At 65.0% G+C, this 22,020-nt stretch carries 24 protein-coding genes; 7 read left to right on the top strand and 17 right to left on the bottom strand.

The annotated features are described in order from the left end of the window. Positions 1-89: 89 nt before the first annotated feature. Entirely contained in the window at positions 90-1,061 is a 972-nt protein-coding gene (locus GDN70_RS33300; RefSeq protein WP_028140141.1) for a bifunctional riboflavin kinase/FAD synthetase, read from the bottom strand. A gap of 229 nt (positions 1,062-1,290) precedes the next feature. Between GDN70_RS33300 and GDN70_RS33295 the strand changes: the two genes are divergently transcribed. Continuing rightward, complete coding sequence (locus GDN70_RS33295) at positions 1,291-1,686, top strand: response regulator (RefSeq protein WP_008567674.1); 396 nt, start codon at positions 1,291-1,293, stop codon at positions 1,684-1,686. 175 nt (positions 1,687-1,861) lie between these two features. Here the strand turns inward: GDN70_RS33295 and GDN70_RS33290 are convergent, their stop codons facing one another. From GDN70_RS33290 to uvrC, 9 genes are all read right to left on the bottom strand, one after another. After that, complete coding sequence (locus GDN70_RS33290) at positions 1,862-2,716, bottom strand: TIGR01459 family HAD-type hydrolase (RefSeq protein ID WP_028140142.1); 855 nt, start codon at positions 2,714-2,716, stop codon at positions 1,862-1,864. 15 nt (positions 2,717-2,731) lie between these two features. Continuing rightward, entirely contained in the window at positions 2,732-4,237 is a 1,506-nt protein-coding gene (locus tag GDN70_RS33285; RefSeq protein WP_152103571.1) for an EAL domain-containing protein, read from the bottom strand. A 149-nt stretch (positions 4,238-4,386) separates the two neighbouring features. Then, entirely contained in the window at positions 4,387-5,517 is a 1,131-nt protein-coding gene (locus tag GDN70_RS33280; protein ID WP_028140144.1) for a YihY/virulence factor BrkB family protein, read from the bottom strand. Continuing rightward, positions 5,518-6,105: a hypothetical protein gene (locus GDN70_RS33275; protein ID WP_028140145.1), complete on the bottom strand. Its 588-nt coding sequence runs from the start codon at positions 6,103-6,105 to the stop codon at positions 5,518-5,520. A gap of 91 nt (positions 6,106-6,196) precedes the next feature. Continuing rightward, positions 6,197-7,156, bottom strand: a complete 960-nt coding sequence (gene prmB / locus GDN70_RS33270) for a 50S ribosomal protein L3 N(5)-glutamine methyltransferase (protein WP_038947474.1) — start codon at positions 7,154-7,156, stop codon at positions 6,197-6,199. Next, positions 7,156-7,638 carry a molybdenum cofactor biosynthesis protein MoaE gene (locus GDN70_RS33265; RefSeq protein WP_028140147.1) on the bottom strand — a complete coding sequence of 161 codons (483 nt, stop codon included), beginning with the start codon at positions 7,636-7,638 and terminating at the stop codon, positions 7,156-7,158. Before GDN70_RS33265 ends, prmB begins: the two co-directional genes overlap by 1 nt. Before the next feature lie 3 nt (positions 7,639-7,641). Next, a complete protein-coding gene (gene moaD / locus GDN70_RS33260; protein ID WP_018318355.1) occupies positions 7,642-7,893 on the bottom strand; it encodes a molybdopterin converting factor subunit 1 in 252 nt (83 codons plus the stop codon). Further along, positions 7,890-8,507 carry a CDP-diacylglycerol--glycerol-3-phosphate 3-phosphatidyltransferase gene (gene pgsA / locus GDN70_RS33255; protein ID WP_018318354.1) on the bottom strand — a complete coding sequence of 206 codons (618 nt, stop codon included), beginning with the start codon at positions 8,505-8,507 and terminating at the stop codon, positions 7,890-7,892. The genes moaD and pgsA overlap by 4 nt, the downstream gene beginning before the upstream one ends. Positions 8,508-8,604: 97 nt before the next feature. Further along, a complete protein-coding gene (gene uvrC / locus GDN70_RS33250; RefSeq protein ID WP_028140148.1) occupies positions 8,605-10,659 on the bottom strand; it encodes an excinuclease ABC subunit UvrC in 2,055 nt (684 codons plus the stop codon). A 249-nt stretch (positions 10,660-10,908) separates the two neighbouring features. On the opposite strand from uvrC, the gene GDN70_RS33245 reads away from it, so the two are divergent. Next, positions 10,909-11,532, top strand: a complete 624-nt coding sequence (locus GDN70_RS33245) for an outer membrane protein (protein ID WP_028140149.1) — start codon at positions 10,909-10,911, stop codon at positions 11,530-11,532. Positions 11,533-11,646: 114 nt separating this feature from the next. Here GDN70_RS33245 and GDN70_RS33240 read toward each other — a convergent pair whose 3' ends face one another. The 4 genes from GDN70_RS33240 to GDN70_RS33225 form a co-directional block, all read right to left on the bottom strand. Beyond that, positions 11,647-11,862 (bottom strand): cold-shock protein, encoded by a 216-nt coding sequence (locus GDN70_RS33240; protein WP_008544396.1) that lies wholly within the window; start codon positions 11,860-11,862, stop codon positions 11,647-11,649. Between the two features lie 268 nt (positions 11,863-12,130). Continuing rightward, complete coding sequence (locus GDN70_RS33235; protein ID WP_095424814.1) at positions 12,131-12,991, bottom strand: 23S rRNA (adenine(2030)-N(6))-methyltransferase RlmJ; 861 nt, start codon at positions 12,989-12,991, stop codon at positions 12,131-12,133. 155 nt (positions 12,992-13,146) lie between these two features. Next, a complete protein-coding gene (locus GDN70_RS33230; RefSeq protein ID WP_152103570.1) occupies positions 13,147-13,839 on the bottom strand; it encodes a ribonuclease T2 in 693 nt (230 codons plus the stop codon). A gap of 144 nt (positions 13,840-13,983) precedes the next feature. After that, the gene (locus GDN70_RS33225) at positions 13,984-14,445 is read right to left on the bottom strand and encodes a hypothetical protein (protein ID WP_028140152.1); all 462 of its coding nucleotides are present in this window, start codon (positions 14,443-14,445) and stop codon (positions 13,984-13,986) included. Between the two features lie 185 nt (positions 14,446-14,630). On the opposite strand from GDN70_RS33225, the gene GDN70_RS33220 reads away from it, so the two are divergent. Further along, positions 14,631-14,930, top strand: coding sequence for a hypothetical protein (locus GDN70_RS33220; protein WP_028140153.1), 300 nt, complete (start codon positions 14,631-14,633; stop codon positions 14,928-14,930). A gap of 45 nt (positions 14,931-14,975) precedes the next feature. Then, entirely contained in the window at positions 14,976-15,506 is a 531-nt protein-coding gene (locus GDN70_RS33215) for a DUF3617 family protein (RefSeq protein ID WP_028140154.1), read from the top strand. 78 nt (positions 15,507-15,584) lie between these two features. On the opposite strand, the gene GDN70_RS33210 is transcribed toward GDN70_RS33215, so the two are convergent. The 3 genes from GDN70_RS33210 to GDN70_RS33200 are packed head-to-tail and all read right to left on the bottom strand — an operon-like array spanning position 15,585 to position 18,262. Further along, positions 15,585-16,973 carry an ATP-binding protein gene (locus GDN70_RS33210; RefSeq protein ID WP_028140155.1) on the bottom strand — a complete coding sequence of 463 codons (1,389 nt, stop codon included), beginning with the start codon at positions 16,971-16,973 and terminating at the stop codon, positions 15,585-15,587. A gap of 18 nt (positions 16,974-16,991) precedes the next feature. Then, the gene (locus GDN70_RS33205; protein WP_038971144.1) at positions 16,992-17,723 is read right to left on the bottom strand and encodes a response regulator; all 732 of its coding nucleotides are present in this window, start codon (positions 17,721-17,723) and stop codon (positions 16,992-16,994) included. After that, positions 17,720-18,262, bottom strand: coding sequence for a MarR family winged helix-turn-helix transcriptional regulator (locus GDN70_RS33200; protein WP_028140157.1), 543 nt, complete (start codon positions 18,260-18,262; stop codon positions 17,720-17,722). Before GDN70_RS33200 ends, GDN70_RS33205 begins: the two co-directional genes overlap by 4 nt. Positions 18,263-18,599: 337 nt before the next feature. On the opposite strand from GDN70_RS33200, the gene GDN70_RS33195 reads away from it, so the two are divergent. The 3 genes from GDN70_RS33195 (at position 18,600) to hisS (ending at position 22,007) form a co-directional block, all read left to right on the top strand. Beyond that, positions 18,600-19,682: a branched-chain amino acid aminotransferase gene (locus tag GDN70_RS33195; RefSeq protein WP_028140158.1), complete on the top strand. Its 1,083-nt coding sequence runs from the start codon at positions 18,600-18,602 to the stop codon at positions 19,680-19,682. 135 nt (positions 19,683-19,817) lie between these two features. Next, positions 19,818-20,342, top strand: a complete 525-nt coding sequence (locus GDN70_RS33190) for a YegJ family protein (RefSeq protein ID WP_028140159.1) — start codon at positions 19,818-19,820, stop codon at positions 20,340-20,342. Positions 20,343-20,486: 144 nt separating this feature from the next. Next, positions 20,487-22,007: a histidine--tRNA ligase gene (hisS, locus tag GDN70_RS33185; RefSeq protein WP_028140160.1), complete on the top strand. Its 1,521-nt coding sequence runs from the start codon at positions 20,487-20,489 to the stop codon at positions 22,005-22,007. Positions 22,008-22,020 lie beyond the last annotated feature (13 nt).

Below are 22,020 nucleotides of genomic sequence, written 5' to 3'. Positions count from 1 at the left end.
CTAATCCCTATGATGCGCCGCGCAAACATGGGCTCTCCATAGCAGGGGGCCAAGGGAAGCGCAAAGGTTCGGGGAAGCCGGGTTCGGGCTCAATCGATGGTGCCGAGCCGCGGAAACGCGTCCGGGGCGGCCGCCAGGATGGCGCGGGCACGGGCGGAATCGTCGTCCATCTGCCGGATCAAGGCCTCCAGACTGTCGAATTTCAGCTCCTCGCGAATGAAGCCGACGAAGGCGCAGTCCAGAGCCTGCCCGTAGAGGTCGCCCTTGAAGTCGAACAGGAAGATCTCGAGGAGGGGAGCGCCATTATCAAAGGTCGGGCGGCGGCCGAAGCTCGCCACCCCGTCCAGCCGCTCAGGCCCGCGGCCGACGCGCACCGCATAGATGCCGTGCTTCAATCCGCAATTGGCGTCGAGGCGGATGTTGGCGGTGGGGTAGCCGAGATCGCGGCCGCGCTTCTCGCCGTGGATCACCTCGCCAGTGACGAACCAGGGTGCGCTCAGCATGGTGGTGGCCTCGTCCAGCTGGCCTTCGGCGAGTGCGATCCGGATCGCGCTGGAGGACACCGGCCGCTCGTCGATATCGACATGGGGCTGCACGTCGACCTCGATGCCGAGCCGGGGCGCTTCGTTGACCAGAAGGCTCGGCGAGCCGACGCGGCCTTTGCCGAAATGGAAGTCATAGCCGACCGCGATCCCGCTGACGCCGAGCCGCCCGATCAGGTCATGGTGAATGAAGTCTTGCGCGCTGGTTCCGGCACGGGCCTTGTCGAAGGTCATGACCACGGCGCCGGCAAGCCCGGTGCCGGCCAGAAGCCGCAACTTGGCCCGCTCGTCCGTCAGACGGAATTGAGGGGTGTTGGGGCTGAAAAAACGCCGCGGATGCGGCTCGAAGGTCAATGCCAGCGCAGGGCGGCCCTGCGCCCGGCCCATTTCCAGGGCTGCGGCGATCACGGCGCGGTGGCCGAGATGAACCCCGTCGAAATTGCCCATGGCAACCACGGCACCCCTTGGAATAGCGGAGACCGGCGTGGTGTCGCGGATAATGGTAAAATGCGGAGCCATCAGGGGAATTCTCAAACCGGCAGGACCGGCCGGGACCGTGGCGCGAGCGGCCGGATGAAGTCAAGCGGGAGGGGGCGGCCGCATCGAACGCGATTTCAGTTCTTGGGAGGCGTCCCCAATTAACGCGCTGTTTAACGCCTTGGTGCTAGTCCTTGAGCGTGGAACTGCCGGGCTCCGGCTTGGGCAGGTCCGATCGTAATATTCCTGCGTTTGTGTTGGGGGAGTCGAGATGGCGGTTGATTTGTCGATGCCGGTTCTGGTGGTGGATGACTACAGCACCATGATCCGTATCATCAGGAATCTGCTGAAGCAGCTTGGCTTCGAGAACATCGATGATGCCAGCGACGGTTCGGCAGCACTGAACAAGATGCGCGGCAAGAAATACGGGCTCGTGATCTCCGACTGGAACATGGAGCCGATGACGGGTTACGACCTGCTGCGCGAAGTGCGCGCGGATCCGAACCTCGCCACCACGCCCTTCATCATGATCACCGCGGAATCCAAGACCGAGAACGTGATCGCAGCCAAGAAGGCCGGCGTGAACAACTACATCGTCAAGCCGTTCAACGCGGCGACGCTGAAGACCAAGATCGAGGCGGTCTTCCCGGACATGGCGAGCGCGTAAAGCGCCGCCTGATCCAAACACAGCTTTCAAAAGAGATCGTCATGCCCGGGCTTGTCCCGGGCATCTACGTTCTTGGACGCTAGAAGCAAGTCGTGGATGGCCGGGTCAAGCCCGGCCATGACGGTGTTGAGAGCTAAGCAATTAGTCTAAGCCGGCGTCAGTTCACGCCCAGCCGTCACCACTTCAATTCGCGCATCAGCGCCTTCGGCGGGTGGCCGAACAATTCCATCACCGATGCCGGGTCGAGCTGGTCGAGACCCTCGAACTCCTCGGCATGGATGCCGCGGGTCACGAACAGGCAGTCGATGCCGAATTCGCGCGCGCCGGTTAAGTCGGTGCGGACGGAATCGCCGATCGCCAGCACTTTTTTCCGGTCGATCGGATGGCCCTGGCGTTCGCCGGCGAGTGCCATCGCGCGCTCGTAGATCGGTCGGTGCGGCTTGCCGTAGAAGATCACCTCGCCGCCGAGCTCGCGATAGAGCTCCGCGATGGCGCCGGCGCAATAGATCAGCCGGTCGCCGCGTTCCACCACGATGTCGGGGTTGGCGCAGACCAGCGTCAGCTTGCGCTCGCGCGCCTTCAGCATCATGCCGCGATAGTCTTCCGCCGTTTCGGTCTCGTCGTCATAGAGGCCGGTGCAGACGATGTAGTCGGCTTCCTCCAGCGGCGCGGTTTTCGCATCGAGGCCGCGATAGATCGAGTTGTCGCGCTCGGGGCCGAGCCAGAACATCTTGCGGCCGGGATGCTCGGCGACATAGAGCCGGGTCAGGTCGCCCGAAGAGACGATCGCGTCATAGGTCTCGTCGGCGACGCCGAGCTTGCGCAATTGCCGCTGCACGCTATCGGCCGGGCGCGGTGCGTTGGTGATCAGGATCACCGTACCCCCGCGGCTGCGATAAGTGTGCAGCGCCTCGCAGGCCTCGGGGAAGGATTCGAGGCCGTTATGGACCACGCCCCAGATGTCGCTGAGCACGACATCGACACCGCCCACGAGCTCGCGCAGGCTTTCGGCGAAATGCAGCGTGGTCATGATGCGCAGCGCCGATCAGATGCGGCGCGCGAGCGCCGCGTTGCCGGTGATGCGTTGCGCCGGAGGAGTGGCTGACGTTGCGCCAGGTGTCGCGCCAGATTTCGTATCTTGGCTGGGGGGAGCGGAGCCATTGGATCCCTGAATGTCCTGCGCCTGGTTCGGCGAGGCCCCGCCGGTAGCAGATGCCCCCTCAGGCCGCAATGGCCGGGGCGGCGCGAACAGGAACCCCTGGCCGAACCGCACGTCATAGTCGAGCAGGTCCACGACCGCGCGCTCGCCTTCGATCCGCTCCGCGATCAGGTCGATGCCGAAGCGGCCGAGCAGGTCGGAGAGGTCGGAGGGATGGATGTCCGAGGCCGAGGCCTGCCTGGGGTCGAGCAGCAGCGTGGCCGGCACCTTGATGAAGCGCACCCCGCGGTCGGCCAGCTCGCGCGGCTCGATGCGCAAATCGGTGACATGGTCGATCGAGAAACGGAAGCCGCGCTGAGCGAGCGCCGCGAGATTCTCGGTCTCGGCCGGGCCGAGACTGCGGAAGGTCGATTGCTTGAACTCCAGCACCAGCGAGGGCGCCAGCGCCCGGTTGGCTTCGAGGAAGTCGAGGCATTGCGCGAAGGTGGTGGAATTACCGAGCGTGGAGGCCGCGACGTTGCAGAACACGCCGACGTCCTTGTTGCGCACCATCAGGCGCCGCAGCACCTGCACACAGCGCAGCATCACCATGTTGTCGATGCGACCGATCAGCCCGGACGCTTCCGCGATGCTGATGAACTCCTCGGCGGCGATCAGCTGGTCGCGCTCGTCACGCAGGCGCGTCACCGCCTCGTAGAACCGCACCTTACGTTGCGGCAGTGTCACCATCGGCTGCAGGAAGATGTCGATGCGGTTTTCGTCGATCGCGTTGCGCAGCGTCGCCAGCAGCTGGGTCTGGTTGCGCCCGGTGACTGCCGGAACCGGATTGGCGGCCTGGGTCTGGATCGCCGGTGCCGGTCGTGACGGCGGTGCGGGCAACGGGGGAGGGGCCGCCGGCCGCTCCTCGAACGGCGCAATCAGGTCGATCGGCGCCTCCGGCTCCAGCCTGGCGATCGGAGCGGGAACGGGAGCCGGCGCTGGCGCATGGCCGGCCAACAGATCCTCATGGGTCGATACGGTGGTGGCGAGCTGCCTGACCAATCCGCCGAGCTCGTTGATCTCGCCGACCACCGACTGGATGCGGTCGGAGTTGGTCGAATTGGACGAGGCGATGCGTCCCTCGATCGCGGCTAACCGGCGGCCGAACTCCGCCACCTGGCGGGCCAGATCGGCGGTGCCGCGCGACAAATCGGCGATCTGGCCGCCGACGTCGCTGCGGTCGCGCAGCCGCATCGACACCGCGTTGTAGAGGATCAGGAAGGTCAGCGCGGTCAGCGCCACGATCGCGGATTCGGTTCCGCTGATGCCGGCGACGGCGTAGAGCACAAGCCCGAGCGAGGCCGCGACCAGTACCATGCAGATGGCGATGAAGATCGTCGAAATGCGAATCATGCCGCGCGTTACGCCTCAAAGAGCTGACTGCCTCACCCGGGAAAACACGGGTCACTGTGCGAACCCGTCACGCCTCATGCTCCCCCTAGGCCGTATGAGCTTAGCATCATTGTTGATTCGAGGGGATAGCAGCCCGGTCCCGGGCGCGGTCAGGCTGGCGCGGCGGCTCCGACCGTGTCGGCCGAGACGGCGTCGCGGGTGCCGAGCGGCTTGGATGGCCCTTCGGTCGTGTCCTTCAGCGTCTGCCGTTCGATCTCCGAATTCAGCTCGGCGCCGAACATGATGACGATTGCCGACATCCACATCCAGGTCATCAAACCGATTGCGGCGCCGAGCGAGCCGTAGGTCGCATTGTAGTTGGTAAACTCGGAGAGATACCAGGAGAGCAGCGCCGAGCCGGCAATCCAGAGAATGGCGGCAATCACCGCGCCGAGGCTGAGCCATTGCCAGCGCGGCGCATCGCGGCTGGGCGCGAAGCGGTAGAGGATGGCAAGCGCCACCAGCAGGACGAGGAACATGAGCGGCCATCGTGCCAGCGCCACGATCAGCTTGCTTTCGGGCGCCATGCCGAGATGATTGAGCGCCAGCGGGAAGGCAACGACAAGCCCCACCATCACCAGCAGCGCCACGATGCCACCGACCGTGAAGGCCAGAGACACCATGTTAAGCTTGATGAAGCTGCGCTTCTCGCGCTCCTCATAAGCGACGTTGAGTGCATCGAAGATCGCCTTGACGCCCGCATTGGCGCTCCAGATCGCCAGCACAAGGCCGAACAGGAACGTCGCACCGAGCGTGGTACTGCCATGTGAGACCACGCGCGCCACCTGCTCCTCGACGATCTGGAACGAGCCCTCAGGGAGCATCGTCGCGAGCGTCTGCAGATTGGCGCTGATCGTCTTAGGATCGGCGAACAGGCCGTAGGAGGAAACCAGCGCCGTAACCGCCGGAAAGATCGCGAGCAGCCCAAAGAACACGACGCCGCCCGCTGTCGCCAGAAGGCGATCCTCGTCGATGCGCTGATAGGTCCGCCAGAAGATATCCTTCCAGCCCTTCCAGGGGATCTCAAGCGGGCTCTTCGCGCGGCGGCCATGGCCGGGCTGCACGGCCGCGTGCGCGGGGTGCGTCTCCGGAGAATTCGCCTCGCCTTTGCGATGGTCTTGCGGCGGCCCCGATGGGACCAGGTCCCTGTCCTGAAAGTAGCGCTCCGCCGTCAGCACGAAGACGGCCGTCGCTGCCACCAGCAGCCAGGAGTCGAGCTGTTCGGAGCGCCGCAGCAGCATTCAAGCGTCCAATCTTTGACCGTGACGTCTGCGGCGCGCCGCCGTAAACCCCGCCAGCCCAATCGCCGCGAGCATCAGGCCAAGCTGCACGGGCCGGTTGGTGCGAACGGGTGAGGCCCTTCTGCCATGGCCGCGCTCGCCCGGCGCGAGCGGCACCAGGGGAATCGTCGTCGCGACCTCCTTCACCGCCTGCTTGACCGTTCCGCGCGGAATCCGAGGGGAGGCGATCGCAACGCGCATCCGGCTGGCGAGCGGTACGATCTGCTTGGTCGGCCGCTTCATCATCGCCATGGCGACGCCGGCGCAAACCGCGGCGAGCACCAGCAGCACGGCGGCGACGGCACCAAAGCCCCAGAACTGTCCGTAGGTGATTGCAACCCAGCGGTAGAGGGCGATCAGGCCGACGAAGAAGGTCGCGATCACGAACAGCCCGGCGACCGCGAACAGACCGGCCGCGACCGCGTAGGACGTCGCGCGCCCGGTGGCCTGGCTGGTGCGGTCACGCAAATAGGATTGCGCGGCGCGCTTGAGGTGGTTGAGTTTCAGCGCCATGCCGGCGCGCAGCAATTCGCCCGATGGCGCGAGCATGCGGACATCCTCCGAGAGCGAGAAAATTCGTTCGGGGGATGAACGTGGCGGAATTTGACTTGTTCCGACGGAGCTCCGTCCGTTTGGTGAATCAGGCGAGATCGGCGGCCGCGATCCAGAACACCTCGCCCTCGGAGTCCTCGGTGTCGAGCCAGAGCAGCGGCAGTTCCGGAAAGGCCTCGTCGACCAATTCCCGGCCGCGGCCGATCTCGCAGATCAGTCCGCCGTCCGGGGTGAGGTGATCGGGCGCCTCAGCCAGGATGCGGCGGACCACGTCGAGGCCATCGGCGCCGCCGTCGAACGCGAGCTTGGGTTCGGCCCGGCACTCAGGCGGCAGTGCGGCCATGCCTTCTGCGTCGACATAGGGCGGGTTGGTGATGATCAGGTCGTAACGCGCATCGCCGAGCGGGGCGAACAGATCGCCGCGATACAGGCTGATCCGGTCCTCGAGCCCGTATTCGCCGACATTGCGCGTGGCGACCTCGAACGCGCCCTTGGAGATGTCGACGGCATCGACGGCGGCGTTCGGGAAATGATGCGCGGCGAGGATGGCGAGGCATCCCGATCCCGTGCAGAGATCGAGCACGCGCTCGACGCCCGTAGGGTCGTCGATCAGCGCTCCAGCATTGCCTTCGCCGCCGAAATGCGACTCGAGGAGCTCGCCGATGAAGGAGCGTGGAACGATGACGCGCTCGTCGACATAGAAGGGCAGGCCGCGCATGTAGATCTTGTTGACGAGATAGGCGGCCGGCTTGCGCGTGGTGACGCGTTGATGGACGAGGTCGAGGATGGTCTTGCCCTCCGCCGCCGTGACCCGTGCGTTGGCAAAAATCTCGAACTGCTCGGGATTGAGATGCAGCGCTTCGCTCACCAGGAAGGCTGCTTCGGCAATCGGATCGGTCGTCCCGTGCGCAAAGGCGAGCTCGGCTTCGACAAAGCGGCTCACCCCGTAGCGGACGAAATCGAGCAGCGTGAGAAGTTCGCCCGGGCCGACTTTGGCGAGCTTGGGCGCGGCGCGGCCGCCGACGGTCTTTTTGGATGCTTTTGCCATCAGGATCGGGTCCAGCGCGCGGCGGCCTCGTCGTCACGGGCGTGGGCCTCGACCCAGCCGGTGCCGGCTTCGCTCTCTTCCTTCTTCCAGAACGGGGCACTGGTCTTGAGGTAGTCCATCAGGAACTCGGCGGCATGGAATGCGGCCTGGCGGTGCTGCGAGGCGGTCAGCACCAGCACGATGTTCTGGCCCGGCATGAAGCGGCCGACGCGATGGATCACGGTGACGCCGTTCAGCGGCCAGCGCGAGGTCGCCTCGTCGGCATGACGCCTGATCTCTTCCTCGGCCATGCCAGGATAGTGCTCGAGCGTGAGCGCGGCGACCTTGGCGCTGTCATCGTCCGCGCGGCAGATGCCGGAGAAGCTCACGACCGCGCCGATGTCGGTCCGGCTCTTGGTCAGGACCGCGATCTCGCGCGCGATGTCGAAATCGTCTTCTTGAATACGGATGGTGACGGGGCAGCTGGCGACAGGGGAAGTCATGGCCTAGCCGCCGGTCATCGGCGGGAAGAACGCGATCTCGCGGGCGCCCGCGATCGCGGCATCCGATTTGACATGGGCATGGTCGATCGCGGTGCGGATCACCTTCGGCTTCTCGAATGCGTAGGCATAGGCCTCGCTCTGGCCGGACAGCCAGGCGATCAGCTCCTCGACGGTGCGCACGGTCGCCGGCGGCTCGATGGTCTCCTCCGCCTTGCCGACGCGCTCGCGCACCCAGGCGAAATATTTCACCTTCATCCCTCGTCCTCCTTGATGAGGTGATGGATGCCGGCGCGGAAATAATCGTAGCCGGTGTAGATAGTCACGATCGCCGAGGCCCACAGCAGCGCGAGGCCAATCATCGAGACGACGGGCACCACCTCGTCGCCGGCGGGTCCCGCGAGCAGGAAGCCGATGGCGACCAGCTGGACCGTGGTCTTCCACTTCGCAAGCTTGGTCACGGGCACGCTGACCCTGAGCGCGGCGAGGTATTCGCGCAGGCCCGAGACCAGGATCTCGCGGCACAGGATGACGATGGCGGCCCACAACGACCAGCCATGGATGATGCCGTCGGCGGCCAGCATCAGCAGGCACGAGGCGACCAGCAGCTTGTCGGCGATCGGGTCGAGCATCCGGCCGAACGCCGATTGCTGATTCCAGATCCGCGCGTAATAGCCGTCGAGGTAATCGGTGACCGCGGCCGCGATGAAGAGGGCCACCGCCACCCAGCGCAGCCAGAGCGGCTGATCCAGAATCGACTGCGCATAGATGCATCCGACGACAACCGGGATCGCGGCGATCCGGCCATAGGTCAGGATGTTGGGGAGGGACATCGCGCGGCTGGTCGTCCCTCGTGTGGTGGCGATGTTCATCCGTCCTACCAATACCGCTGCTGCCTGAACGTCAACCGTCCCGCGCCCCAAATGAGGTGCGGACACGACGATCATATGACTGCGGTCCCCCTTTAATTCATCCCGGCTGGGGATGGAAATACTCGAAAATCCTGCGCGCGCTCTCGGCACTGACCCCCGGAACCTTGCCGAGATCGGCGATCGAGGCCCGTTCGATCTCCTTCAGGGTTCCGAAATGATGCAGCAAGGCACGTTTGCGTGACGGGCCGATGCCCGGAATTTCCTGCAAACCAGCCTCGCGGATATCCTTCTTGCGCAGCTTGCGGTGAGAGCCGATGACGAAGCGGTGGGCCTCGTCGCGCAGCCGCTGGATGAAATAGAGCACGGGATCGCGCGGCTCCAGCTTGATCGCCTCACGCTCCGGCATGAACAGGGTCTCGCGGCCGGCATCCCGGTCCGGTCCCTTGGCGACCGACATCAGCGACACCTGGGTCAGGCCGAGATTTGCAAAGATCTCGCGCACGGCGTTGAGCTGGCCGCGGCCGCCGTCGATGATGACGAGATCGGGCCATTGCGGGAAATCGTCGTCCTTGGCTTTGGCCGCCCCTTCCTCGGGCGGATTGATCAGGCGCTTGAAGCGCCGCTCCAGCACCTCGCGCATCATGGCGAAGTCGTCGCCCGGCGTGATCCCTTCCGACTTGATGTTGAACTTGCGGTACTGGTTCTTCACGAAACCGTCGGGGCCGGCGACGATCATGGCGCCGACCGCATTGGTGCCCTGGATGTGGCTGTTGTCGTAGACCTCGATGCGCTTGGGCGAATGCGGCAGGCTCAGCGTCGTGGCGATGGCGTCGAGCAGGCGGCTTTGCGTGGCGGTGTCCGCGAGCTTGCGGCCGAGGGCCTCGCGCGCATTGGTCAGCGCGTGGGCGACGAGTTCCTTCTTCTCGCCGCGCTTGGGCGCGGTGACCTCGATCTTGTGGCCGGCCTTGATCGAGAGCGCATTGGCGAGCAGCTCGCTCTCCTCGATCTCGTGCGAGAGCAGGATGTTCCTCGGCGGCGGCTTGTCGTCGTAGAACTGGGCGAGGAAGGAGCCGAGCACCTCTTCGGGGGTGTACGTCTTCTCCGCGCGCGGAAAATAGGCCCGGTTGCCCCAGTTCTGGCCGGTGCGGAAGAAGAACACCTCGACGCAGGAGAAGCCGCCCTCCTGATGGATGGCGAACACGTCGGCTTCCTCGACGGTGCGCGGATTGATGCCCTGCTGCGACTGGATCGCCGACAAAGCGGCGAGGCGGTCGCGGTAGAGTGCGGCGCGCTCGAACTCGAGCTCACCGGACGCCTTCTCCATCTCGCCCGCAAGCTCCTGCTTCACCGCATGGCTCTTGCCGGACAGGAAGTCGCTCGCCTCGCGCACCAGGGTCGTATAGCCGGGAAAGTCGATCTCGCGGGTGCAGGGGCCGGCGCAGCGGCGGATCTGGTAGAGCAGGCAGGGCCGGCTGCGGCTCTCGAAGAAGGAATCCGTGCAGGAGCGGATCAGGAAGGCGCGCTGCAGCGCCGTGATGGTGCGGTTGACCGCGCCGGCGGAGGCGAACGGACCGAAATAGCGCCCGGGCCGGCTCTGCGCGCCGCGATGTTTCAGGATCTGCGGCGCCCAATGGTCACCGGTGATCAGGATGTAGGGAAACGATTTGTCGTCGCGCAGCTGCACGTTGAAGCGCGGCCGCAGCTGCTTGATGAGGTTGGCTTCCAGCAGCAACGCCTCGGTCTCGGTGTTGGTCGAGACGATCTCCACGGTGACCGTGGCCGCGATCATGCGCAGGATGCGGGCCGGCTGTGGCGCATTCTGGCGCGCATAGTTGGAGAGGCGCTTTTTGACGTTCTTGGCCTTGCCGACATAGAGCACGTCGGCATTCGCATTGAGCATGCGATAGACGCCGGGCGAGGTCGGGGCGAGCCGGACCGCGCGCTCGATCGCCTCATGGCCGGACGCCAGCGGGCCTTCGCCGACGGCGCCGCTCTCTTCCAGGATATCGGGCAGCCGCGCATCGTCCTCGTCATCGCCGCCGCTGGTGGCGGGATCGAGATCCGGAGGCGTCTCGGCTGGGACGTCCGGCGCGGTGCCAAGCACGGGTTTGGGCGCGCGGTCGTCCGGATTGTCGGTGGAATCGTGAACCATGGAGCGAATTTAGGCGCTGGGGGTGCCGATTTGAAGTTCCGGCCGTGCGGCACGCACAGGATGGCGGCGCAGTTCCCGGTAACGCTTGCTTAAGCCTGTTAACAGCGCGGTAACCCGGCTTAACAGCCCTTTAACTTAAAACTCTCGATAAATCTTACCCGAAAAGGTCGTGGTTCCGTAACGATGCGGTTTGCCTGGCGCGGCGGCGCGGGCGCCGCACCGGTGACGGCAGTTGCGTTGGAGTGTGTGATGAAGAGGCTCGTTGTGGGCGCAGCCGCGTTGGTTGCCGCCGGCTGGACAGCTTCGGCGGAGGCCGCCGACATGAATTACGGTCAGCGCGCGCCCTATACCGTCAACCAGCCGCTCAACGCGTATAGCTGGGCAGGCCCCTATCTCGGCGGCAACATCGGCTATGAATGGGGCTCGGTGGACAACAACCCCTCGAAGCCGTCGGGCTTCGTCGGCGGCGTGCAAGCCGGTTACAACTTCCAGAATGGCCCGTTTGTGTTCGGCGTCGAGGGCGACATCCAGGCCGCCGGTGCCGACGACACCTTCGCACCGTGGAAATTCTCCAATCCGTGGTTCGGCACCCTGCGCGGCCGCGCCGGCTATGCCTTCAGCAACGTGCTGTTCTATGGCACCGCCGGCCTCGCCTTCGGCGAGCTGCGTGCGCAGACCTTCGGCTGGACGGAATCGCACACCACCGCCGGCTGGACCATCGGCGCCGGTGCGGAAGTCGGTCTGGCCCCCAACTGGAGCGCCAAGCTGGAATATCTCTACATCGATCTGTCGACGACACAGTTCGCAATTACAGGGGTGTCAAACGGCTATAGCGCCAGCGTTGTGCGCGCAGGCGTGAACTATCGTTTCTGATAGCTGAAGAAGAAAATACCGGACCACAACCTCCCGGCCGCTCGCGGCCGGGAATTTTTTGCGCCAGGTATTTTTTGCGCCAAGTATTGCGCCGAATGTTGTGCGTCAGGCCCGCTAGGACAGGATGACCAGATTGACCGCCTTCGGTCCCTTCCCCTTCTTGTCGGGTTCGACTTCGAAAGTAATACGCTGTCCTTCCGCAAGGTCCTTCAGTCCGGCTCGCTCCACAGCAGTAATATGTACGAATACGTCGCGGCCGCCGTCGTCAGGCTTGATGAAACCGTAGCCGCGTTCGCCGTTGAAAAACTTGACCGTTCCCGTCATGGCCATCGGGAAACTCCCCCTCATTGCTCCTCCGCCGCGACGCAGACTCACGTCACGACATGACCGGGCACTACGGAGCCCGGGAGCTGGCCATCCTTGGGCGGACCGCTGGCGGTCCGGCCGGATCTTTCTTAGGCCTTCACTCCGCCGCAACCATTCGCGGAAGCGGAACGTAAAGCCAGTCACGGAAACAGCATAATACGGTTCTCTGCAGATTGACTACCGCTCCTGCATATTTTTCCCAAGAATGCCGGAGTGTTACGGCTTCTTGGCTCTAGGGCTTGGGCACCTCCAATCGGAATCTGGCAGCACCACCTTGGCCGAGCGGCATTTCCAGCTCGGGCAGGATCGTCTTGAGCTCGCCCTGCAGCGTGTAGGGCGGATTGACGATCAGGAGCCCGGTGGAGGCGAGAGCCCCGCCATCGAGCTGAGGCGCGACGCTGAACTCGAGGCGCAGACAATTTCCCGGCGGCTTTGCTGCAGCTGCGAGCCGCGCCACCGTTTGGACCAGTGTGTCGGTGGCACGCCGGTTCTTGGCGGGATACCAAATGACATAGATGCCGGTCGGCCATTTCGCGAAGGCGGTGGAGAAGGCTTCGCCCAGCCGCTCGAACTCGTCCTTGGCCTCGAAGGGCGGATCGATCAGCACGAGGCCGCGCCGCTCCTTCGGCGGCACGAAGGCCGGCAGCGCCACCCAGCCGTCGAGGTCGACCACGCGCGCCTGTTCGTCGCGGCGCAGCACGGCGATCAGCGCTTTCCGCGCCTTCGGCTCGAGCTCGCAGGCGACGAGTCGGTCTTGCGGCCGGAGCAGGCCGCGCGCAATCAACGGCGAGCCCGGATAGGCTTTGAGCTCACCCTTCGGATTGAAGGCGCGGACGATATCGAGATAGGGTTGTACCAGCGCCAGGGTCTCGTTCGACAGGCGTGCCTGCATCAGCCGCGCGATGCCGGTCAGCCATTCGCCGCCCCGGCGCGCCTCGTCGCTGTCGAGATCGTAGAGGCCGGCGCCGGCATGGGTGTCGATGACGCGGAACGCCCCCGGCTTGTCCTGCAGATAGGTGATGATGCGCGCCAGCACGATGTGCTTGATGACATCGGCGAAGTTGCCGGCGTGGAAGGCGTGACGATAATTCATGGCGGAGAGTTACGACATCGCGCGATGAAAGTAACTGCCGTCATTCTCCGGGGCGGTGCGCAGCACCGAGCCCGGAATTCATTTCGCCACCGGCTATACGGGACAATGGATTCTTCGCGCTTCGCGGCCCCGGAATGACGGTCTGAGAAGTCGGCCTATCCGCCCCTGATCGGCGGCATGGTCACCTGATCGCGGCGGCAGGTGCGGCGTTCGATCTCGTCGCAAGCGCGGAATTGCAGGTCCTTGCTGAGGCAGATACGGACCTCGGACAGCCGCGTCCGGTTGCAGGTGACCGAGACGGCGGCATTGCTCAGTCCCGGATTGGCCTTGAGGAAGGCTTCCTCGACCTCCGCCGGCGCCACGGACTTGGCCTGCGGCAAATCGAGATATTCGGTCGGGATCTTGATCGCAGCGCGCGCCTTGCGGATCGTCTCGAAATAACTGCGGCCCTCGAGGCCCGAGCAGGTGCCGTGCTTGTCCCATTCGTTGAAGATCAGGCCCGGCGCCGGCATCAAATCGAGCATCGAGGAGACGATGCTGCGGTTCAGCCGCGGTGCGGGCCGCTGGCAATATTCCGGGAAGCCGTTCTCATATTGCGGCCACAGCCCATGCACCACGAAGGCGTAGGGCCGACCGCTGCACTGGATCTGCGAGCGGCCGCCACGCTCGGCCGCCTCCTCGCAGAACGAGGGCGACCACGATAGCGACAGCACATAGAAGTCGAATTCGCCGGGCGCGTTCTGCCGCTTGTCCTGGGCGCTTGCGCTGCCGGCGAGCAAGGCCAGTCCGGCGGCAAGGGTCAGGGAGATCACGAGACGGGAAAACAAATGCAATCTGGAATGAAACATGGCGACGCCCCTCAACTAGACTGTGCGAGGAAGCCTAGCAGGCGATGGGAACATTTCAAGAACAAAATTCCGGCGGCCGCCGTTCGGCGCCTCGAGCGACCAATCAGGGCTTCCTAATCAGGGCTTCCTGATCAGGGCTCCCCATCAGGGCTTGGCGGCGCGGCAGGCCGGATTGTAGGCCCAGTTGCGGTCGAGCCCGACCACGCACCATTCGACGCCGTTGCCATAGCCGGCGAAGCCGCCATCCTCGATGATCGAGAAGTGCACCTTGCGCACCTTGCCGTCATTGAGCATGGCCTCGCCGGTGCAATAGCGGCGCGGAATGTTGTCGGACTGCCAGGGCCGGAATGCGGTCTCGCGAACGGCGGAGAAGCCGGTGATCCTCAACGAGGAATTCCAGAACGTGCTTTCCTTTTCCCAGAACTGGGTAGCGATGGTCGGTAGCGCCCTGTCGCAATCGGCGACGGCGCCGTCATAGCGCGGTCCGCTCAGCCAGAAGTTCAGCTCCAGCGGATTGGCGGCCCTGGCCTCACCGAGCGACATCGCTCCGAACATGAGGCCGAGCACAGCGGCATAGCGGAGCAATTTCAGGAGGGGGGCGCGCATGGTCAATCCGGACAGCTAAAGTCTTGCGAAGGTTGGACGGTGCCGCGAAGGCCGGGGGAGGTCAAGTGCAGCGCGGCAACACTTCGCCAGGAGTTGACCACAACTTCGTGGTTGGCAGGGCTTGGGTTCTTTCCACTTTCCTTCCGGCACCGTAAACTGGCGACCAGCCAATTGGAGTGACGGGAATGCGAATCATTGCGGCCGCGGGTCTTCTCGCCAGCCTGGTTGTCTCGGGTCTGATGGCGAGCCAGTCGGCGCGCGCCGATTATGTGCCGCCGTTCAAGGGCAACGACACCGGCGGCATCATCGCCTATTCGATGGCCACCCAGGTCGACGCCCGGCAGGCCGCGGTCGACCACTGCGCGCGCTACGGCAAGGTCGTGAAATTCCTGGCGGTGCAGGCCTATGAGGGCGGTTACATCTCGTTCTCCTGCCGCTGGGTGCCTTATGGCGCCGCCGACCAGCCGATCCGCACGCTCTACTGAGGCGCTGTCGTAACGCCGCACTCTCTCAGCCGGGAGCCTTTTCACATGACGCGCAAACTCGCTTTGCTCGGCTCGGCCCTTTGCCTCGTGGTTTCGGCAGGCGGTGCCTTTGCCGACGACCTGCCGGTGCGCAAGGCTGGTCTTTGGGAGATGAAGCTGGTCACGAGCGGCTCGCCCGTGCCCGAGATGACCATGCAGCACTGCACCGACGAGACCGTCGACAAGGAGATGAGCAACAACGTCTCCCCGATGGCCAAGCAGATCTGCGCCAAGCAGGAGATCAAGAAGACCGCGACCGGCTATGTCAGCGATTCCGAGTGCAGCGTCGCCGGCGTCAGCACGACCTCGCATGCCGAGATCACGGGCGATTTCAACTCGGCCTATACGGTGAAGACCTCCTCGCACGCACAAGGCGGTGTCGCCGGCGCTGCGGGACGCGATACCACCATGACGCTGCAAGCCAAATGGCTTGGGGCCTGCAAACCGGACCAGAAGCCCGGCGACATCGTGATGCCCGGCGGCTTCAAGATGAACGTGCGCGACATGGATAAGCTGAAGGCGCTGCTGCCGAAGTAGGTAAGCGTTGCCCCGAAACCGGTGCGCTCCCTCGCCCCGTTCTTACGGGGAGAGGTGAGGCTGCAGCTACAGCTACAGCTACACCGGTATCCGCACGCTCGCCCGCAGTCCCCCCATCGGACTGTCGCCGAGGGTGATGTCGCCGCCATGCGAGCGGGCGATGTCGCGGGCGATGGCAAGGCCAAGGCCCGTGCCGCCTTCATCCTGGTTGCGGGCGTTGTCGAGCCGCAGGAACGGCTTGAACACTTCTTCGCGCAAATGCGCGGGAATGCCGGGGCCGTCGTCGTCGATCGTCACGGTCAAATAACGGTGATCGCGCTGGCCGGTGATGGCGATGGCCTTGCCGTAGCGCGCCGCGTTGGTGACGAGATTGGCGAGGCAGCGTTTGAACGAGGCCGGCTTCACCGTCACGACGGGCAGGCCGTGGAAGGCGACGGTCGCGGTGTGACCGTGGCGCTCGGCGTCGCCGCGCAGCTCCTCGAGCGCCTGCGCCATGTCGGTCGGCTGCGACTGCTCGCCGGAATCGCCGCGGGCGAAGGCGAGGTAATCCTCCAGCATCATCGACATTTCGTCGACGTCCTTGCGCATGCCCTCGAGCTCGGGGCTGTCGCCGATCAGCGCCAGCTCCAGCTTGAAGCGGGTCAGGATGGTGCGCAGATCGTGGCTGACGCCGGCGAGCATCGCGGTGCGCTGCTCCATGGTGCGCTCGATGCGCGACTTCATCTCGAGGAAGGCGACCGCCGCGCGCCGCACCTCGCGCGCGCCCCTGGGGCGGAAGTTCGGCGCTTCGCGGCCCTTGCCGAAGCTTTCGGCGGCGTCGGCAAGACGCAGGATCGGCTTGATCTGGTTGCGCAGGAACAGCACGGCCACGATCAGCAAAATCGAGGACGTGCCGACCATCCAGAACAGGAATATCTCCGAGTTGGAGGCATAGGCGGCGCTGCGCTGCGCGAACACGCGCATCACGGCATCGTCGAGCTGGATGCGGATCTCGACGAGATTGGAGCGGCCGACCGTGTCAATCCAGAACGAGCGCCCGATCTGGCGGCCGAGCTGCACCGACAGCGTCTGGTCGAGCAGCGAGAAGAACGGCTTTGGTCCCGGCGGCGGCATGTCGCCGGCGGGCAGGAAATCGACGACGAGGCCGAGGCGCTGCTGGGCGATGCGGCGGATCTGCTCGCGATCCCGGTCTTGCGGATACCCCTTGTAGACGTCGATCAGCGCGGCGATGTCCTGCACCACGGCGGCCGACAGTCGGCGCGTCACCGTATTCCAGTGCCGCTCCATGAACACGAAGGCCACGACCGATTGCAGCACCACCATCGGCACAATCATGATGAGCAGCGCGCGGGCGTAGAGGCCGGTCGGCATCCACCCCTTGAACGCGTTGCCCATCCAGCCGTTGACGGCGGAGACGCGGCCGGCGGCGCTTCGGAGCAGCGTCAGGCCGGTATCGATCGTGCTCATCGGTCGCGCTTCACTGATTTATGGCGAGGCTACCAGCCGGTAGCCGATGCCGCGCACCGCCTGGAGGAACAGCGGATTGGCGGGGTCTGTCTCGATCTTGCGCCTGAGGCGGTTGATCTGCACGTCGACGGCGCGCTCGTTGACGCTGCCGTTGCCGGTCAGCGCACTGCGCGGCACGGTCTCGCCCGGCGTCTCCGAGAGGATGCGCAGCATCTCGCGCTCGCGGTCGGTGAGGTGGATGACCTCCTCGCCCTGGCGCAGTTCACCGCGATCGAGATGATAGACGTAGGGACCGAACGCGATCTTCTCCACCGTCGTGGCCTGCGGCGGCGGCGCGGCGCGCTTGAGGATGTTGTTGATGCGCAGCGCCAGCTCGCGCGGCTCGAACGGTTTCGCCACGTAGTCGTCGGCGCCGATCTGCAGGCCCTCGATGCGCGCTTCCGCCTCGTGTCGTGCCGTCAACATCACGATCGGCACGGAGGAGGATGTCCGGATGAAGCGGGCGAGATCGAAGCCGGTCTCGCCGGGCATCATCACGTCGAGGATCAAGAGGTCGAAATGCAGGCCCAGCAGTTTCGAGCGTGCATCGCCGGCGCTCGCGGCGGTGGTGACGCGGTAGCCCTCGGCGGCGAGGAAGCGCGAGAGCAGATCGCGGATGCGGCGGTCGTCGTCGACGAGCAGCAGATGCGGCGCGTCATCGGCCGGGCGCGCCGGCGGGCGGGCGAGAGTGGCAGCGAGCGTCACGGTCACTCCTTGGCGTCGTGGTTGACGGAAGCGAAGATCGTCTCGAGCACCTTGTCCGGATCGTCGCGATCGATCATCGCGCGCAAGAAGCGCTTGACGGTTTCCGCATCCTGCGGACCCATTTCGGCGAGCGCCTTGGTGATCCGCGTGGTCTGCAGACCGGCGAGCTTCTGCACCAGCGCCTCGCCCTTCGGCGTCGCGTAGAGCAGGCGCTGGCGGCGGTCATTGTCGCCGGTCTTCTGTACGATGTAGCCCTCGTCCAGCAGCTGCTTGAGCACGCGGCCGAGCGATTGCTTGGTGATGCGCAGGACGTCGAGCAGATCGGCGACCTTGAGGCCGGGATAGCGGTAGACGAAGTGCATGACCCGGTGGTGGGCGCGGCCGAAGCCGAAAGCCTCCAGCTCCTGGTCGGGATCGCCGACGAAGTCGCGATAGGCGAAGAACAGTAGCTCGATGATATCCCAGCGCAAATTGCCTCCGTCGTCTGCGGCCGGCTTGGGCTCGGCGGCGTCGTGAGAGGAAGTCGCGAAATTTATGTCAGGCATATTGACGTATCTTGGGTTCAATGTTACAAAACGATTGACCAGCACGAAATTTTAGATCGTTTCGCGCGGGTGGCATCGAAGCAGGGCGGCTGGAGAGAGCCGGACAGGCGACGACGGCCGGATCAGATCTACCGTGCGATTGTCGAGCGGCGTTTCGGCAAAACATACTGGACTTCCGCCTTCCGCAAAAGCATGTCCTCGGCGATATGCTGGCCACGGAAACCGGCCGTAACAAGGCTGGCGGCGGTCCGGCCTAAAACCAATCAAGCCAGCCGGGCCCGAAAAGGGCAGGCCGGCGCCAGAACGGCGCCGCCACCGGCAAGCGGGAGGCAAGGACATGAGCATGAAATTCGACATCCAGCCCGCATCCAATCCGACGTCCGAGAAGGACCGCGTGGCCAAGCTGGTGGACCCCGGCTTCGGACGAGTCTTCACCGATCACATGGCGATCGTGCGCTACAACCAGGCCAAGGGCGGCTGGTACGAGGCGAAGATCGAGGCACGCGCCAATTTCCAGATGGATCCGGCCGGCGCGGTGCTGCACTACGCCCAGGAAATCTTCGAGGGCCTCAAGGCCTACAAGCGCGACGATGGCGGCGTGAACCTGTTCCGTCCCGACGCCAATGCGCGGCGCTTCAAGGATTCCGCCGACCGCATGGCGATGGCGCAGCTGCCCGAGGACGTCTTCATCGAGGCGGTCGAGCAGGTCGTGCGTATCGACCGCGCCTGGATGCCGGGCGGCGAGGGCAGCCTCTACCTGCGGCCCTTCATGATCGCGAGCGAGACCTTCCTCGGCGTCAAGCCGTCGTCCGAATATATCTTCGCCGTCATCGCTTCGCCGGTCGGCTCCTACTTCAAGGGCGGGCCTGCGCCGGTGTCGATCTGGGTCTCGGAGAATTACACGCGCGCGGCCGTCGGCGGCACCGGTGCCGTCAAATGCGGCGGCAACTATGCCGCGAGCCTGCGCGCCCAGGCCGAAGCGATCCAGCATGGCTGCGATCAGGTCGTCTTCCTCGACGCGGTCGAGCGCCGCTACATCGAGGAGCTCGGCGGCATGAACGTGTTCTTCGTGTTCGATGACGGTTCGCTCTCGACGCCGCCGCTCGGCACCATCCTGCCCGGCATCACCCGCGATTCCATCATCGCGCTCGCCAAGGATGCCGGCAAGACCGTGCGCGAGGAGCCGTATTCGCTCGACCAGTGGCGCAAGGATGCGGCCAGCGGCAAGCTCAAGGAAGCGTTTGCCTGTGGCACCGCGGCCGTGATCTCGCCGATCGGCAAGGTGCGCTCGGTGAGCGGCGATTTCGAAATCAGCGGCGGCGCCGCCGGCCCCGTCGCCATGGGCCTGCGCAAGCAGCTCGTCGACATCCAGTACGGCCGCACCAACGATCCCCACAACTGGATCCGCAAGGTGTTTTGAGATACGGCGATGCGCGTTTCCCCTCTCGTGAGGAGAGGGGAAACGCGCATCGTTTGTGGTTTTTCGTGCACTGAACGTGCCGTTGCCGACATGCGACAAAGTCTGGACACATCTGGACATCAGGACTTCGCAACCATGGCAACGAAACTCTCCCAACCCATGAAATGGGTCGTTCTCGCCGCAATCGCCGGCGTTTCCGTTTTCGGCATCCTGACCATCGGCCCGATGCATGAGGTGGTCGCGCAAGATCGCTCGCCGATCGTCGATGTGCGCACCAGCGATCCCGAGATGAATGCCGCGATCGCGCGCGCCCGTGGCTCGCTTCCAACTTTCTGGGCCTCCTATGACACGCCGAAGCCGTCGGAGGCTGGGCACGCCCTGAAGGTGCGCTTCTCGACCCGCAAGGGCGGTGAGCACATCTGGATCGGCGAGGTGAAGAAGCGGCCTGACGGGACCTATTCTGGTCTCCTCGCCAACGAACCGCGTGACCTGCCAGGCAAGCGGGCCGGCGACGAGGTCAAGTTCACCGAGGCTGACATTTCGGACTGGATGTTCATGCGCAACGGCAAGATCGTCGGCGGCGAAACCATCAAGCCGACGCTGAAGTCGCTGCCGAAGGCAGACGCGGATGCCCTGAGAGCGCGGATGGAGAAGCCGTAAAGGTTGGCAGTCATTCCGGGATGGTCCGAAGGACCAGACCCGGAATCTCGAGATTCCGGGTTCGATGCTTGCGCATCGCCCCGGAATGACGGCGTCCCCTAAGCACCGGTTGCCGCTTCGCGCCCCGGCTGGTAAATGCCGCGCATGGCCGAGAAACCCAAAAAACCCCAGAAACTGAAGGCGCGCCTGCCGCGCGGGCTCGAGGATCGCGATCCCTCAGCGATCCGGGCGACGCGCGAGATGGTCGAGAAGATCCGCGCCGTCTACGAGCTCTACGGCTTCGAGCCGGTGGAAACGCCGGCGATGGAATACACCGATGCGCTCGGCAAGTTCCTGCCCGACCAGGACCGTCCGAACGAGGGCGTGTTCTCGTTCCAGGACGACGACGAGCAGTGGATCAGCCTGCGCTACGATTTGACGGCGCCGCTCGCCCGCTACGTCGGCGAGCGCTACGGCACCGACGCTCTGGTCTTGCCCTACCGCAGCTACCGCGTCGGTTACGTCTTCCGCAACGAAAAGCCCGGCCCGGGCCGATTTCGGCAGTTCATGCAGTTCGACGCCGACACGGTCGGCTCGGCAACGCCGGCGGCGGATGCCGAGATCTGCATGATGGCCGCGGACACGATGGAGGCGCTCGGCATCGCGCGCGGCTCCTATGTCGTGAAGGTCAACAACCGCAAGGTGCTCGACGGGGTGCTGGAAGCCATCGGGCTCGGTGGCGACGAGAACGCAGGCCGCAGGCTGACCGTGCTGCGCGCGATCGACAAGCTCGACAAGTTTTCCGCCGACGAGGTGCGCAAGCTGCTCGGTCCCGGACGATGGGACGGCGGCGAGGAAGGCAAGGGCGACTTCACCAAGGGCGCCAATCTGAGCGCCGCTGAAGCTGATGTCGTGCTCGCCATCACCAAGCCGCGCGAGGATTGGAAAGAGGCCATTGCCGCGGCCGAAACCTACCTCGCCAAGAGCGAGATCGGTCAGGCCGGCGTGAGCGAGCTGGACGAGATTGCCAAGCTGGTCACGGCGTCGGGTTACGGTGCGGACCGCATCAAGATCGATCCCTCCGTCGTGCGCGGCCTCGAATACTACACCGGCCCCGTCTACGAGGTCGAACTGCTGCTCGAGACCAAGGACGAGAAGGGCCGCCCGGTGCGCTTCGGCTCGGTCGGCGGGGGCGGGCGTTACGATGGCCTGGTCTCGCGCTTCCGCGGCGAGCCCGTGCCGGCGACCGGCTTCTCGATCGGCGTCTCGCGGCTCCAGGCCGCGCTGACGCTGCTCGGCAAGCTCGACACCAAGCCGGAGTTCGGTCCCGTCGTCGTCACCGTGTTCGACCGCGACCGCGTCGCCGACTATCAGAAGATGGTGGCTAGCTTGCGCGCCGCCGGCATCCGCGCCGAGCTCTATCTCGGCAATCCCAAGAACATGGGCAACCAGCTCAAATATGCCGACCGCCGCAATTCACCGTGCGTGATCATCCAGGGCTCGGATGAAAAGGCGCGCGGCGAGCTGCAGATCAAGGATCTGATCGAAGGCGCGAAGGCGGCCGCGGCGATCGCCTCCAACCAGGAATGGCGCGAGAGCCGACCGGCGCAATTCTCGTGCAGCGAAGCCGATCTCGTCGCCAAGGTGCGTGAGGTCCTGGCCCGTCATGACGTAAAGTGGGGATAGCTATTCCGCCAGG

Source organism: Bradyrhizobium sp. TM102 (genome assembly GCF_009176685.1).
Lineage (GTDB): Bacteria > Pseudomonadota > Alphaproteobacteria > Rhizobiales > Xanthobacteraceae > Bradyrhizobium > Bradyrhizobium ottawaense.
This window is presented reverse-complemented; position numbering and strand designations above follow the sequence as displayed.

Coding starts and splice junctions, on each gene's coding strand:
- GDN70_RS33235 (WP_095424814.1), bottom strand. CDS start 12,991: ATGAATTATCGTCACGCCTTCCACGCCGGCAACTTCGCCGATGTCATC.
- GDN70_RS33220 (WP_028140153.1), top strand. CDS start 14,631: ATGCGAATCATTGCGGCCGCGGGTCTTCTCGCCAGCCTGGTTGTCTCG.
- GDN70_RS33290 (WP_028140142.1), bottom strand. CDS start 2,716: ATGACCACGCTGCATTTCGCCGAAAGCCTGCGCGAGCTCGTGGGCGGT.
- hisS (WP_028140160.1), top strand. CDS start 20,487: ATGGCCGAGAAACCCAAAAAACCCCAGAAACTGAAGGCGCGCCTGCCG.
- pgsA (WP_018318354.1), bottom strand. CDS start 8,507: ATGAACATCGCCACCACACGAGGGACGACCAGCCGCGCGATGTCCCTC.
- GDN70_RS33300 (WP_028140141.1), bottom strand. CDS start 1,061: ATGGCTCCGCATTTTACCATTATCCGCGACACCACGCCGGTCTCCGCT.
- GDN70_RS33195 (WP_028140158.1), top strand. CDS start 18,600: ATGAGCATGAAATTCGACATCCAGCCCGCATCCAATCCGACGTCCGAG.
- GDN70_RS33225 (WP_028140152.1), bottom strand. CDS start 14,445: ATGCGCGCCCCCCTCCTGAAATTGCTCCGCTATGCCGCTGTGCTCGGC.
- GDN70_RS33190 (WP_028140159.1), top strand. CDS start 19,818: ATGGCAACGAAACTCTCCCAACCCATGAAATGGGTCGTTCTCGCCGCA.
- GDN70_RS33230 (WP_152103570.1), bottom strand. CDS start 13,839: ATGTTTCATTCCAGATTGCATTTGTTTTCCCGTCTCGTGATCTCCCTG.
- GDN70_RS33280 (WP_028140144.1), bottom strand. CDS start 5,517: ATGCTGCTGCGGCGCTCCGAACAGCTCGACTCCTGGCTGCTGGTGGCA.
- GDN70_RS33265 (WP_028140147.1), bottom strand. CDS start 7,638: ATGACTTCCCCTGTCGCCAGCTGCCCCGTCACCATCCGTATTCAAGAA.
- moaD (WP_018318355.1), bottom strand. CDS start 7,893: ATGAAGGTGAAATATTTCGCCTGGGTGCGCGAGCGCGTCGGCAAGGCG.
- GDN70_RS33245 (WP_028140149.1), top strand. CDS start 10,909: ATGAAGAGGCTCGTTGTGGGCGCAGCCGCGTTGGTTGCCGCCGGCTGG.
- GDN70_RS33285 (WP_152103571.1), bottom strand. CDS start 4,237: ATGATTCGCATTTCGACGATCTTCATCGCCATCTGCATGGTACTGGTC.
- GDN70_RS33200 (WP_028140157.1), bottom strand. CDS start 18,262: ATGCCTGACATAAATTTCGCGACTTCCTCTCACGACGCCGCCGAGCCC.
- GDN70_RS33210 (WP_028140155.1), bottom strand. CDS start 16,973: ATGAGCACGATCGATACCGGCCTGACGCTGCTCCGAAGCGCCGCCGGC.
- GDN70_RS33240 (WP_008544396.1), bottom strand. CDS start 11,862: ATGGCCATGACGGGAACGGTCAAGTTTTTCAACGGCGAACGCGGCTAC.
- prmB (WP_038947474.1), bottom strand. CDS start 7,156: ATGGCAAAAGCATCCAAAAAGACCGTCGGCGGCCGCGCCGCGCCCAAG.
- uvrC (WP_028140148.1), bottom strand. CDS start 10,659: ATGGTTCACGATTCCACCGACAATCCGGACGACCGCGCGCCCAAACCC.
- GDN70_RS33275 (WP_028140145.1), bottom strand. CDS start 6,105: ATGCTCGCGCCATCGGGCGAATTGCTGCGCGCCGGCATGGCGCTGAAA.
- GDN70_RS33215 (WP_028140154.1), top strand. CDS start 14,976: ATGACGCGCAAACTCGCTTTGCTCGGCTCGGCCCTTTGCCTCGTGGTT.
- GDN70_RS33295 (WP_008567674.1), top strand. CDS start 1,291: ATGGCGGTTGATTTGTCGATGCCGGTTCTGGTGGTGGATGACTACAGC.